Raw genomic sequence first — 12,419 nt, forward strand, 5'->3', positions numbered from 1 at the left:
CGTGCGGCGGGCGAGGTCAGCCCACATGCGGTCCTCCCGGTGGGGTGAGGGCGGCTTCGACGGCGCGGGCGTGGACGGTGCCCTCCCGCTCCAGGCGGGCTGCGGCGCCCGCGGGGCAGTCGACGATGGTCATGTGCCGGCCGTAGGGGCAGATCCCGTCGTCGACGACCGCGGCGATCCCGGCCCCCGTGGTCCGCGCGAAGGCGGCGACCTGGGCGGCGGTGAGCGCCGGGTGGTCCCTCTCGCCGACGGCGAGGGTGGAGATGCTGCACACGGCGGCGGCGAGCGGTTCGCCGGCCAGGGCGACGAGGCGGCCCAGGATCCCGTCGGGGCATCCGACGAGTGCCGGGGAGCCGACCGCCGCGATGGTCTTCGCGTCCGGCTTCCGCGGAAGGCGCAGCGCGAGGTCCCCCGGCCAGAGGCCGTCGGCCAGCAGGCGGGCGTCGACACTCATGTCGAACAGGGCCTCGACTGTGGCCGGGGAGTCGAGCAGGAGCAGCAGCGGCTTGGCGCTCGGGCGCTGCTTGGCGCGGAAGACCGCGTTCGTGGCGGCCGGGTCGGCGGCGCGGGCACACAGCATGTACCAGCGCGGGGTGGGCACGGCGACCACCTGCCCGGCGGTCAGAAGCCGGGCGGCGGCGGGGAGCTGTTCGGGGGTGAGGAAGTCCACGATGCTCCGCCCCTTCACGCGGTGCCGAGGGGGGCACGGTCAGCGAGCGCCGGGTACTCCAGCCAGGGGTCCGACAGGGCGGCCAGGGCCAGGTCGGAGTGCTGGGCGTGGTGGACGCGGAAATACGCCATCACCCTTGGGATGCCGCTGGTGTTGATGCCGACACGGTGCGGGACGAGGTGGTGCATCACGGCCACGTCGCCGGGCTCGGCAATGAAGGCGGTGCCATCCTGGGCGTCGATGTCGTCGGGGGTCTGGGCCGGCTGGCCAAGCACCCAGTCCGTGGCGAAGTAGTCGGCCATCCGGTGGTGCCCGCCGGGCACGTAGTGCAGAGCGCCGGCTTCCGCAGTGGCGCTGCCTTCCAGGACGACGCCGACGATGAACGTGAACGTGCGCAGGTCGCGGGGTTCCAGGTGGGGGCAGGAGACGCCATCGACGTGCATCCGCTTCACTGGCTGCTGCGCGCCGTGGGGCAGCCGGATCTGGATCTGCGCCCGTGTGACCGGGGCGGTCCTCGCAGGCCGCAGGAGATCTCCGGCCAGCTCCGCCAGGCCGCTGTGTTGATAGAGGGCGAGGAGGCCGGGGTGCTCCTCCAGTTCGGGGGCGAAACTGCGATCGGTGTACGCGGTGAGCCGGGCGGGGTCGTGCGCCTCGGCTAACCAGCCGCCGACGAGGTCACGGGCCCGGGACAGGACTTCGCCGTGAACCAGGCCACGGCGTATGAGGACGCCTTCGTCGACGAACCGGCGCCGCTCGTCGTCGCTCCACGTCAAAGGGAGGGGCATGGTGGTTCTCCTTCCGGAGGGACGGGACAGAGAGCCGGGGCGGGGAGGGGGCCACCCCGGGCGAAGAGGGAGGAGCGGGTTAGCCGCGCCGGCCGAGGACGACCTGGAAGGAGGCGTGCTCGATCAGCCCGCCTGCGGCCGTGTGCTCGTCGAGCAGAGTTCGGGCACGGCGCTCGAAGTCCTCGACTCGCTCGCCGAACAGCGGTCGGGCGGCAAAGGAAGTCGAGTACAGATAGCCGATCACGGTGTCGGTGGTCCAATCTCGCTCGACGGCGATGGTGTGCTCCTCGACCTGGCCGAAGGCGGACTCGGCGAGGATCTCGCTGTACGGCCGGTCGTGCGCCTCGTACTTCCTGCCCACTCCGGCTCGCCGCTTCTCGCCCAGGTACTCCTGGATCAGGGCCCGCAGGGCGTCGGTCCACCCGGTGCGCGCGGTCCACAGACTTCCGTCGCCCATGACCGCGACGGTCGCGTCCTGCGCGGTCATGCCCTCCAGACGCGACAGCACCACCTCCTGGTCCATCCAGTGGAACGCGCGGCAGACCGTGACGAGGTCGGCCCGGCTGGAGGAGCGCGGGGTGAACTGCTCAGCCGAGGTGTTGTGCAGACGGACGGTGGCCGGCAGCCCGGCGAGCGCCTTGTCGGCCTCGGCGAGCATGCCCGCGTCCTGCTCGACGACGTCGATCTCCGTCACCGTCCCGGCCAGGGCGAGGGGGACCTGTCCGGTGCCGGACCCGAGGTCGAGCAGAATCCGCCGCTCCTTGCCGGCCACCCGCCGTGCCAGTAGCTCGATGGCCTCCTGCGGGATGCCGGGCCGGTAAGCGGCGTAGAACGGGGCGGTGGCGTCGAACTGGCTCACGGGATGCTCCTGATCGTGTGGGTTGGCGGAAGGACTGTCTGCTCGATGTGCCCGACCGCGCGGGCGAGGTCCGGTACGACCGTGACCCGCCCGGGGTGCTCGGCCAGCAGCCGGAGGGCTTCAGCCGACGGGGGGCGCGGGGTGATCCACAGAGCTTGGGCTCCGGCGGCAACGGCGCCGCGCACGTCGTAGTCGAGGCTGTCGCCGACGTGCAGCACCTCTGCGGGATCCCGGCCGTGCAGCCTGGCAACAGTCTGCACAGCGGGTCGGGCTTGGCGAACCCGAGCTGCCACGAGGGGTGGTGGGCCCGGAGATGGGGGGCGAGAAGGGCGGCGACGTCGGTCTCCCGCTCGTCCCAATGGCTCACGTTCGACAGGGTGACCACCGGCACGACCCGGGCGATCCGTGCCACCGCCACCACCGCGCCGGGCCACAGAGCGAAGTGAGGCGGGCGGTGGTCGTGGGGGAAGGCAGACGGTGCGAGCCCCAGAGCGGCGCACACTGTCTGTGGCCCCGCCGCATTACGGCGCGGGTCCAGGGCGTGCAGGAACCTCTGGGCGACCCGCTTCGCCTCACGGGCCGGGAGCGGGGACAGCTCCACCAGGCGCTGTGTCAGCGTCGTCCCAGACGGTTCGCCCAGGGTGTATCCGACATCGAGGCTCACTAGCCGCACCCCACCCGCGTTCACGACCGACCCGCCAGAGCCGCGATGATCAGGCCGATCCGCTCGGTGCGCACTGGCCCGGAGCCAGCTTCGCTAAGGAAGGTCAGCAAGTGCCGGGCTTCGGCCGGCGACCAGCCGCTGGTGTCGACACCGGCCTCGGCAGCAGCCTGGGCGAGGTCGTCGGGGATCGTCGGCGGGCGGGCGCCGTGCGGAATCAGCAAGGTCCCGCCCCACTCCTCCCCGTCCTGCGACTGGGGCAGGACGGAGACGAGAGGTGCCAGAACGGTGACGTCGTCGAACGTAAGGATCTGGACAGGGAGTTCGGGCAGGCGCACCGGCTGGTCGAGGCGAAGAGTTGTCGACAGGAACGTGTCGTGTCCGCTCAACCGCTCGTCCACGACGAGCTGGACGGCTCCTTCGCGCCGCTCCAGTCGTCCGCGGACTGCCAACTCTCCTGTGTGCCTGGGCATTACCGGCGCACCTCCATCCCGAGACCGGGCCGGTCTGGAAGGGCAACGTGCCCGTCCTCCGGCAGGAGCGTGCCGCGCAGCGTCCGCTGGCGGCGTGGCTCCCACACCACCTGGTACTCCACCGCGCCCGCCGCGTGAGGGAAGGCCGCGGCCAGGTGCACGGCGGGGAGGAACGCCCGCCCGTGCAGATGGACGGGCACCCCGGCATCGTGAGCGACGCCCACCCAGTCCCGCGCTTCGGTGATTCCTCCGCACCACACCGCGTCGAACGTGAACGCCTCCGGTGGGCATCGCGTCAGCAGGACTGCGACCTCCTCCAGGCAGGACAGCCGCTCGCCCACCGCGACCGGCAGACCTTTCGTCTGCGAAGGGTGTATGCGGCCAGATCGGTCCGGGGGAGCGGGTCCTCCACCCAGCGCACGGCCTCCGGGTTGAGTCGTCGTGCAACTTCCCTGGACCGTGTGGGGCCCCACGTGCCCAGAGCGTCCACCGCCACGTTCTGCCCCGCCCACTCCGCAGCCCGTTCGGCCAGTAGTACCAAGTCGTCGGCTTCTGCCTCGCGCAGCGCCCACTTGGTGAAGGCGAACCCCTGGCCAGCGGTGGCCTTGACCGACTCGATGGCCGAATCCGCGTTCAGGTCCAGGGAGAGCCAGGAGGCGTACACCGGCACCCGCCGTGCGGGACTCTCGCTGAGCAGGGCCGCGACGGGGAGGCCGGCGAGGTGCCCGTGCAGGTCCCATACCGCGCAATCCAGTGCCCCGACCGCCCAGCGTCCGAGCCCCGCCGCGTGCGGACCGAGTTCGGCCAGGAGTCTGCGCAGCAGACCGTCGTGGTCGACCACCGGGTGGTGCAGAGCGCTCTGCCCGAGCCGGGTGGCTACCAATGCGGCGGGCAGCTCGTCGACCGGAGCGAACACTCCGGCCAGGCCGCCGGACTCGACCACCACCGCGAACTGGCTGTCACCGGCCTCCCACGGGCCCGCCGCGTTCTCGTCGAGGCGCTCGACCCTCACCCGGTCGATGACCGAGTCAGCGAAGCCCATCGACGAGGTCCTCTCCCGCGTAGGTGAAGTACCACAACGGCCGGTAGCACTCCCAGGCCAACGGCCGCAGCCCGGTCTTCGCCATGGCCCGCTCGATCACCGTACGTGCCTGCAGGTAGTACTCCAGGCTCTCCGCGCCCGGCGTCCGCATCCCCTGCATGATCACCGTGTGTGCCTGGAAGACCTGGACGTTCGGGAACGCAGTGACCACGCCCGCCAGCTCGTTCACCCCGCGCATGAGGTCGTCCATCGGGTCCAGGCCGACGATGTACGTGTATGAGGTGTCCAGCCCCGCCTTCCGCGCCCGCGTCAGCAGCCCCGGCATCTGCTCCGGTCGAAGATCAGCCTTAGTCGCTTTCATCAGGGCCTCGCGCCGGGTGAAATGCTCGGCCGACAGCCTGAGCACGAACGGCGAGACCTGCGACGCGACGGTCTCGAACGCCTCGTCGGTGCGCAGCACGGAGGTGAGGAAGCCGATCCTTGCCGTGACACCGGCCCGCGCCAGAGCGGGGCGTAAGGCGGTCAAGTGCGCGACGGCGGCTCTCTCGCGCTCGAAGCAACCGGTGGAGACGGTGACCTCCTCCAACTCGGCCAGGTTGCCGCGGGGGTGCTGCTCGCCGAGAGCCCGCAGCAGAGCGTCGAGCCCCTGGTCCTCCTGCATCCTCGGATCGGCGGCGGCCTCCAAGGTGTTCGGGCACCATCCGCACCCGACGCACCGGCTGCGGGCATTGGGATTGAGGGTCGCGGCACGCCCCTTGTTTCTGAAGTAACCTCCGACCGCCTCGTCGGCATCGATGCGCTCGACGTGCGCGATCACCTCGCCGCTCAGCGACAGCTCGTCACCCCGGAGCCGGAACGGGCTGGCCGGCTGGTTCAGCGGAACGATGATCTGCCAGGCGACGTCGGGGCGGCGCACGAGGCGGAGGTTGACCCTGGCCCGGTGACGGTCCTGGTCCGAAGTGATCCCGTACAGGTTGACGGCGATCAGCAGCACGTCCTCGACGGGGACTTTGTGGCGCAGGGCGGTCTGCTCCAGATCATGCAATCGACCGGTGCCGACGGCGCCGTCCGAGGATATGGGCCGGCGCATGGAGAGAGGTGGCATGGAGGACTCCAACTTGATCTTGAGTGGTGTGTGTTGTTACAGGAGCGCGGCACCTACCTCGTGTCGCGGTAGATCATCGGAGTCGGCTGTTGTGCTAGTGCACCGACTGCTCGGCTGGGGTGAAGGCGGTGAAGTGCGCCGGCGGGTGGTCGATGGACAGGCCGGGCCGCCAGGAGGTGAGGATCTGGGCGCTGCAGACGAACAGGCCGTCGGGGAGCTGATCGAGCGGATACCACGCCCAGTCGCCGACGCTCTCCTCCGGCTGCGTGGTTGGCTGCCCTTGCCAGGCGTGGACGAGCGCGCCGACGGTGATCCGCAGGACACCTTCGACGTGGTCGACGAGCGTGCCCAGGAGTCTCACGTCGTCGCGCCGAGCGACCAGACCGGATTCCTCGGCGAGCTCGCGGATAACCGCGTCTTCGAAGGATTCCCCGGCCTCTATGCTGCCGCCGGGCAGTTCGAGAGTTCCGCGGTTGTGCCTGCCCAGCAGGATGCCCCGTTCGCTGAGCAGGATCGCGCCGACGCCGACGGCCGCATGAGCGGCCGGCGCTCGGGTGCTGCGGGGTCGGCTGGAGAGTCGCCCGGGCCGGTTGGGAAGGCGCCGGGCGCAGATGAGCTGCTGGATGACCGAGGCGCTCTCGTCGGGATGCGGGAACAGCTCGATGGCCTCGACTCGGAAGCCGTACTCGGTGAGCAGGTCCTCCCACAACTGCGGTGCCAGGACCCACATCTGCGTCGACAGGGGCGGGTCGTCGCGCAGCAGGATCATCTGCTCGCGCGGTGCCACTTCCGTGGACGGACCACGGCCGTGCAGATCGGTGTGGAGGAGCGAGAGAATCAGAGGTGCGCCGGGGTGCAGGCCGTCGCGCAGCGCCGGCAGCGAGCGGTGCGGATCAATGAAGGAGAGCGTCCCGATCGCGTACGCGGCGTCGAACGGCTCGACTCCGGCCATGTACTCGGTCACGTCCGCCTGGACGAACTCCACGCCCCCTACGTCCGCGTGGGCGGAGACTGCGCGTTCGTGCTGGGTGGGGGACAGTTCGATGCCGGTGACGCGGGCTCCGTGAGCCTGGGCGAGATGGACGGCGTGGTGTCCAGCCCCGGAGCCGATGTCCAGGACACGACGGCCGGCGACATCGCCGAGGACCTCCGCTCCCGGTCCGATCCCTTCCCAGGGCGTCCAGCCGAGCCGGTCGGGGATGGGCGGTGTGTAGGCGCGGGCCATTTGGCGCTGGCCGTAGATCTGCCAGGCCCGGGTGTTGGTGTCCTCGGTGGGCACGGTTGCCTCCTGCTGATAGGGATGGTGAAGGTTCAGGTGTGCGTGGTCAGGAAGGTGGGGCCGTCACCGCGCCTTGCTCGCTCGATGGCGTCGAGACGGGCGAAAGCGAGCGGTGCCATCAGCTCCTGCCAGGTCGCGAGGTCGTGGACGGCCCACATGTCGTGCTCGGCGGGGTCGAGGCGGATCCGGCCGAGCTGCTCGGCGGTCAGCCGACCTCCGTCGAAGATGAGCCCGATCTTGTTCAAGGGCAGGCGTGAACCGGCGTGCATGAAGTGCGTGAGAAGCAGCTTCGGTGCGTCCAGACCGAGTTCGAGGCCCGCCTCCTCGACCGCCTCGCGCTGAGCGGTCTGCAGCGGGTCCTCGTCCGGGGCGTCCAAGTTGCCGCCGGGGAACTGCCAGAGTCTTGAGCCGTAGACCGAGCGGAGCTGGATGGGCCGGTCGTGCGCGTCGCGGATGTACAGGCAGCCGTACACCGTGTGGTGGGGGACGGTCTGCGCGTACTGCTCGGCTGTCATCGGCATGGGGCGGCCGGGACGGGCGGGGCGGTGGTCGAAGGCAAGGGCGAGCACACCGAGGGCTTCCTCGTCCGGTGGGTAGATGCCGCGGAGGTTGGCGAGCAGCTCTCCGGGCGGCCCGTCCGGGTCGATGCGAGCGGTGTCCTCCGAGCGGAGCAGGTCCTCGAAGGAGGAGTACGGGGTGATCCGCTGCACGATGACGTCGAGTTCCCGCCCGGTGTCCCGGTCATGGAAGACGGCCGTGTCGCCGACCCCGATGTCGCGCTTGTTCGGAGCGGCCACTCTCACTTCGATCGTCTTACGACCGGCTTCCACGTGGCGGTAATACCGCCCGAGCAGGTGCATGTGGTGCTCGGGCGGTACGTCGCCGGCCGACGGGCTCGGGACGGCCCGGATCGTCTGCTGGGTGTCGTCGGACATACGTGCCTCCTTTCGGTGCTGTCCGTCCGTCGCGGTCGTGCGGACCGGTCGTGGAACGGTGGCCGCCGCACTCCTGTGTCTGCGGATCGGAGCGGGTGGCGGGGAAGTGGACGAGTCCGGGCGGCGTGCTAGGGCAGTTCGATCGGTCGGTAGCGCGCGTGCCACTCCTGGCGCATCAGCGCGTCGTACCGGTCCGCTGCCGAGAAGTGCCAGAATTCGGTCCCATAGTTCGTAAAGCCCGCGCTCTCCATGGCGTTGAGTAGCAGCGTGCGGTGGTGGCGCGCCTGGTCGCTGAGGTTCGGGGCGCGGGTGAAGCAGGCCCCGTTGCTCTCCTCGGGGGAGGCGTTGACGCGAGTGCCGAGGTCGAGTTCGTGGCCGTCCTGGTCGACGAGGGTGACGTCCACGGCCGCGCCTGCGGAGTGCGGGGCGACCTCCGGCGGAGACACGTACCGGCTGGCAGCCTGGTGCAGGTGCTCAGGTGTCCAGTCGGGGTGGGCGGCGGCCAGCTCGTCGCGGTACTCGGTGAAGTAGCGCTGTTGGAGGGCCAGTGGCCGGTAGCCCTCGATGAACAGCAGGTCGGTGCCGGCGGGCAGGCGCGAGCGGGCGTACTTCAGTCGGGTGACGATGCCTTCACGGACGTGGGCGAATGCGCCCAGCGGGTCTTGCTTGCGGGGGTCGACGCGGAAGTCGTGGTCGCGCACGTCGACGAGCGGCTCTCCGCACTCGCGCACCGGGATCGACGCGACCTGCGGATCGGACATCAGCACCAAAGGGTTCATAGAGTCTCCCTGTGACGGCTTGGACTGCGGTGGCGGGGCGGCGGCAGGGATCAGATCGGTGTCGCGCACGATCCGGGCGACGGTGTCCTGCAGCGTGCTGTCGACCGGGATCACGGCTTCCAGACCGCCGGGCAGCAGATCCAGCTCCCGATACCACGAGGTGAGGTGGCTGTCGGTGACTTGCTCCAGGTAGGTGGCGTCCGCCTTCGACGCGTGCCGGGCCAACGTCGTCTCCAGCGGCACTTCCAGGTAGTAGCAGGCCGATACGCCACGGTGGTCCCGTACCAGCGACGTGATCATGTGGCTGTAGCGGTCGGCGTACAGGATCCCTTCGAGTACGACGTGGAAGCCGGCGTCCAGGGCCTGGCGGGCGATCCTGCCCAGCAGGGCGATGTTGGCGCCGCCCGCGGTGTCGTGCTCGCGCAGCACGTTCCGGCGGATCACGTCCTGGCCCACGATCGCGACACCGCGGCCGTAGTGATCTCGCAGGCCCTGGGCCACGCTCGACTTGCCCGACGCCGAGTTCCCGCGAAGCACCACGAGTCGGGTGTCCGGGCGCCCGGACGCCGTCGCAGCGGGCACGCGACTGGGTGCGCTGGTCGGGGTGCCGGTCATGCGGGCCAGCCCGTCTCGCTGTACAGCTCACCGCTCTGGATCTTCGCGATAGCCAGGCGGGTATAGGGGACGAGGTCATCGGGAAGGGCAGCTGGGTCCCAGAATCTCCACTCGGTGCACTTGTCCGGCTCGCGCAGCTCCGGCTCGCCGCTCCAGCTACGGGCGCGGAAGAACAGGCCCATGCGGGGTGGGTTCCTGGGCTTGCCGATGTGGTGGACGACGTGGACGAGTTCGACGTCCTGGCGCTCGATGTGCAGGCCGGCCTCTTCCTGGGCCTCCCTGATCAGGCAGGCGATGGCGTTCTCCTGCTCGCAGTGGCCGGCCAAGACGTGCCAGGTGGACGGCGCGAACGCGGAATTGGGGTGGCGCAGTCCGAGCAGCACCGTCCCGTCGGGCCGTTCTAGATAGAGGTGGACGCCGATGATTTTGGGGACCGTTCCGTGCGGCGATGCCAGACGTTTCTCCTCGGGTTCGGGCCCGCTGTGCGTCGCTGGATTGCGGGCGGCGTGGCGCCGTACGAGGTCGCTGGTGGTGTCCGCGATGCGGAGGCGGTGGAGGTCCGAGGGGGCGAACCAGGCGAGCATTACGCCTTCGGTCAGGTGGAGTTCGCGCGGATCACCGTTCCAGCGGCCTGCGTAGATGGAGATGGGCACGGTCGCGCCGGCGTCGTCGGTGGCGTACTCGGTGCCGAACGGGGTCAGGTCGGTGAGGTCGAGGCCGGCTTCCTCGGCCAGTTCGCGCCGGACGGTGTGTTCCAGGGTGGCGTCCTGGGGCTCTCGGCCGCCGCCCAGCAGGGACCACATGCCCGGCTCCCAGATCTGGCCTGGGAAATAGTCGCGCAGGTGGAGCAGGTACTCGCCGCGGTCGTTGTAGATCAGGGCCGAGGCGTTGGCCGTCCCCGGTTCGCCCTGGAGCGGGAGCTTGAGCAGCTTCTCGCGCAGGGTCGGTGAGGTCACCCGGTCCACTGGTCGCCACTCGATGCCGCCGACTTCGTCCTCCTGCAGCACGACCGGCACCTCGGTCGAGGTGTGCAGCCGGAAGAGGAAACGGAGGTCGAAGTGCTGGTGGCCGGGTTCGCCCTTGCCTGGGTGGGCGTCGATGTCGTGGATGTCGATGTCCAGCGGCACGGTCTCGTAGCCAGGCCACGCCGTGACGGCTCGGGGCGGGATCCCGGTCTCCTCGTGCAGCTCCCGCCGTGCCGCCGTTGCCAGGGAATCGTCGGTGGGCTCGGTGTGTCCGCCGGGGGCGAGGACCTTCCCGCTGGCCAGGTGCAGCACGTGCAGGACGCGGCCGAGCTGGTCGACGACGATCGCGCTGCAGGTGACGTGTCCGGTGAAGGTCGAGCGGCTGGCGATGTCCTCGCCAGGCCGGTCGAGGGCGTTCAGGAGGACGCTGAGCTGTTCGCGCTCGTGAGGGTGACGGGCGAGGTAGGTATCGACAATGGTGCGGATGTGGTGGTGCGACAACGGCATGGGGGCTGCCTCAGAGGGAAGAGGGCGGGAAGGGGACGAGGCGCGGGGTCGGGGTCAGCTCAGCCGCATCCCCTCCGCAGGGATCTCTTCGATGGCGGCGGGGCGAGCGGTGGGCAGGCGCCACTGATCTCGTGCCGTCTCTGTTGCGAGCTGGGCTTGTCGCGCTCCGGGCGGGCCCCAGCCCAGTAGGGCGGCTGCCTGGGCGGGGTGGCGAGCAGGCGGGCGAAGGGGCGGCCGGTGGCGGGGTCATGCGCCGCGGGCAGAGCAGCATCCGGAGTGACGCGATCCGAAGGGGAGACGGGAGAGGACACGCGTATTCGCCTTTCACGACTATGGACGGGTGCACGTGCAGCACGGGGTGGGAGGCGGTGATCAGGCGGCACCGTCGTTCATCCGGCGTCGTTCCTCTCAAGGTTGGTGGGACGGGCGGTGCTGACGGGAACGATCGGCCAGTCCACGGTGACGCGGGTGTGCTTCTTGGCGAACACGTGGGGCTCGTGGACCGGGCCCTCCGGAGCACCACCGGCTGCCGGGCGCGCGGTGATGAGGGGGCAGCGGGCGCCGCGATGGTTGCGCTGTCAGCTCTCGACGTGCTCGGCCATCTCCCGCGAGGCGAGGTGACCGTGCTCGCCGTAACCCTGGACGACGAACTCGTACCGGCCCTTGCCGTCGTCTCCGTCGCCGATGCGCTCATGGGCCAGCCGGGCGAGGGAGGCTCCGCGGACGATCGCGGCGGCGGGCCAGTGCGGGGGCGGAGGGCTGAGGAAGACCTGGTGGTCGCCGTCGGGGTCGGCTTCCAGGCGGCAGAAGCCGGGCAGGGCGCCGGCGAGGTAGAGCGTGAGGAGATCGAAGGGCTCCTGGCCCTCGACGGTGATGTTGGTACGGGTGACGGTCGGCTCGCGAGTGAGGGCGGGGACGAGTCGGTCCACGGACAGCGGGGTGCCGTCTTCCCAGGAGAGGTGGACCCCGGTGCCGGGGACGGTGCGGCGGTTGGGGTTCCAGGCGCCGTCGCCCTGCATGGGGACGAAGCCGCAGATGACGAGCGGTTCATCGCTGTGCAGCGCCCCCTTCTCCTTGGTGAAGCCGATGGCCCAGTGGTAGCCGTGCAGGCGCAGCGGCGCGACGAGGCGGCCGCCGACGGACAGAGCATCGATCCAGGGCAGGTCCCAGGTGTCGACGGTGACCACGATGGCGTCGAATCCGCCCTCCGGCGCCAGCTTGGAGGGCAGGTGCTCGGCGTCCGCGGTGACCACGCTCACCTGGTTGTATCCGGTCTCGGGCAGGAAGCGGACGGCTCTCTCGGTGACGACCGGGTCGATGTCGAGGGTGGTGATGTGACCGGTCGGACCGACGAGTTCGGCGATCAGGGCGGCGTTGTATCCGCCGGAGCCGATCTCAAGGACGCGGTGGCCGGGTTGGATGCGGGCGGCTTCGAGCATGTCGGCTTGCAGCCAGGGTGCGGAGATGGAGCTGGTGATTGTTCCGTCGTCGCGGTGGCGGGTGGCGACGATGTCGTTGGCGTACGCAGAGGGGAGGGGGACCTCGGGGGCGAAAGCGTGCCGGGGCACGGTTCGGAAGGCGCGCTCGACTGCGGCGGAGCGGATGTGGTTGCTGGCGCGGAGCTGCTCGACGAGCTGGTGGCGAAGCTCGCTCGCTTCGCTGGCTTCGGTGGCCGATGAAGTCGTCACGGCATTCCTTCCGGTGTTCGTCGGACGGTGAAGCATGGGGAGCAGGGAGAATCGGC

At 70.2% G+C, this 12,419-nt stretch carries 11 protein-coding genes and 1 pseudogene; all 12 read right to left on the reverse strand.

Annotated elements, in window-relative coordinates; translation table 11 throughout:
• Window positions 1-16 precede the first annotated feature (16 nt).
• The 12 genes and pseudogenes from ABTX18_RS32305 to fxlM all read right to left on the reverse strand — a co-directional run bounded on the left by ABTX18_RS32305 (window position 17) and on the right by fxlM (window position 12,363).
• Window positions 17-670, reverse strand: coding sequence for an L-threonylcarbamoyladenylate synthase (locus tag ABTX18_RS32305; protein WP_352126354.1), 654 nt, complete (start codon window positions 668-670; stop codon window positions 17-19).
• A 14-nt stretch (window positions 671-684) separates the two neighbouring features.
• Window positions 685-1,455 (reverse strand): phytanoyl-CoA dioxygenase family protein, encoded by a 771-nt coding sequence (locus tag ABTX18_RS32310; RefSeq protein ID WP_352126355.1) that lies wholly within the window; start codon window positions 1,453-1,455, stop codon window positions 685-687.
• A 79-nt stretch (window positions 1,456-1,534) separates the two neighbouring features.
• On the reverse strand, window positions 1,535-2,314 hold the full coding sequence (locus ABTX18_RS32315) for a class I SAM-dependent methyltransferase (protein ID WP_352126356.1): 780 nt from the start codon (window positions 2,312-2,314) through the stop codon (window positions 1,535-1,537).
• Window positions 2,311-2,574: an HAD hydrolase-like protein gene (locus tag ABTX18_RS32320; RefSeq protein ID WP_352126357.1), complete on the reverse strand. Its 264-nt coding sequence runs from the start codon at window positions 2,572-2,574 to the stop codon at window positions 2,311-2,313. The genes ABTX18_RS32315 and ABTX18_RS32320 overlap by 4 nt, the downstream gene beginning before the upstream one ends.
• Before the next feature lie 424 nt (window positions 2,575-2,998).
• On the reverse strand, window positions 2,999-3,448 hold the full coding sequence (locus ABTX18_RS32325; protein ID WP_352126358.1) for a hypothetical protein: 450 nt from the start codon (window positions 3,446-3,448) through the stop codon (window positions 2,999-3,001).
• Window positions 3,448-4,490: pseudogene (locus ABTX18_RS32330) on the reverse strand (enolase C-terminal domain-like protein). Before ABTX18_RS32330 ends, ABTX18_RS32325 begins: the two are co-directional and overlap by 1 nt.
• Entirely contained in the window at window positions 4,477-5,595 is a 1,119-nt protein-coding gene (locus tag ABTX18_RS32335; RefSeq protein WP_352126359.1) for a hypothetical protein, read from the reverse strand. Before ABTX18_RS32335 ends, ABTX18_RS32330 begins: the two are co-directional and overlap by 14 nt.
• A gap of 94 nt (window positions 5,596-5,689) precedes the next feature.
• Window positions 5,690-6,874, reverse strand: a complete 1,185-nt coding sequence (locus tag ABTX18_RS32340) for a bifunctional class I SAM-dependent methyltransferase/NUDIX hydrolase (RefSeq protein ID WP_352126360.1) — start codon at window positions 6,872-6,874, stop codon at window positions 5,690-5,692.
• A 32-nt stretch (window positions 6,875-6,906) separates the two neighbouring features.
• On the reverse strand, window positions 6,907-7,809 hold the full coding sequence (locus ABTX18_RS32345) for an NUDIX domain-containing protein (RefSeq protein ID WP_352126361.1): 903 nt from the start codon (window positions 7,807-7,809) through the stop codon (window positions 6,907-6,909).
• 128 nt (window positions 7,810-7,937) lie between these two features.
• Entirely contained in the window at window positions 7,938-9,128 is a 1,191-nt protein-coding gene (locus ABTX18_RS32350) for a M15 family metallopeptidase (RefSeq protein WP_352126362.1), read from the reverse strand.
• Between the two features lie 71 nt (window positions 9,129-9,199).
• Window positions 9,200-10,675 carry an NUDIX domain-containing protein gene (locus tag ABTX18_RS32355; protein ID WP_352126363.1) on the reverse strand — a complete coding sequence of 492 codons (1,476 nt, stop codon included), beginning with the start codon at window positions 10,673-10,675 and terminating at the stop codon, window positions 9,200-9,202.
• 578 nt (window positions 10,676-11,253) lie between these two features.
• Window positions 11,254-12,363 carry a methyltransferase, FxLD system gene (gene fxlM, locus ABTX18_RS32360; RefSeq protein WP_352126364.1) on the reverse strand — a complete coding sequence of 370 codons (1,110 nt, stop codon included), beginning with the start codon at window positions 12,361-12,363 and terminating at the stop codon, window positions 11,254-11,256.
• Window positions 12,364-12,419: the final 56 nt, after the last annotated feature.

Origin of the sequence: Streptomyces sp. NPDC096323 (assembly GCF_040302845.1) — a bacterium.
Lineage (GTDB): Bacteria > Actinomycetota > Actinomycetes > Streptomycetales > Streptomycetaceae > Streptomyces.

Excerpts from the sequence above, each read along its gene's own strand:
- ABTX18_RS32310 (WP_352126355.1), bottom strand. The coding sequence starts at position 1,455 with ATGCCCCTCCCTTTGACGTGGAGCGACGACGAGCGGCGCCGGTTCGTC.
- ABTX18_RS32325 (WP_352126358.1), bottom strand. The coding sequence starts at position 3,448 with ATGCCCAGGCACACAGGAGAGTTGGCAGTCCGCGGACGACTGGAGCGG.
- ABTX18_RS32335 (WP_352126359.1), bottom strand. The coding sequence starts at position 5,595 with ATGCCACCTCTCTCCATGCGCCGGCCCATATCCTCGGACGGCGCCGTC.
- ABTX18_RS32345 (WP_352126361.1), bottom strand. The coding sequence starts at position 7,809 with ATGTCCGACGACACCCAGCAGACGATCCGGGCCGTCCCGAGCCCGTCG.
- ABTX18_RS32355 (WP_352126363.1), bottom strand. The coding sequence starts at position 10,675 with ATGCCGTTGTCGCACCACCACATCCGCACCATTGTCGATACCTACCTC.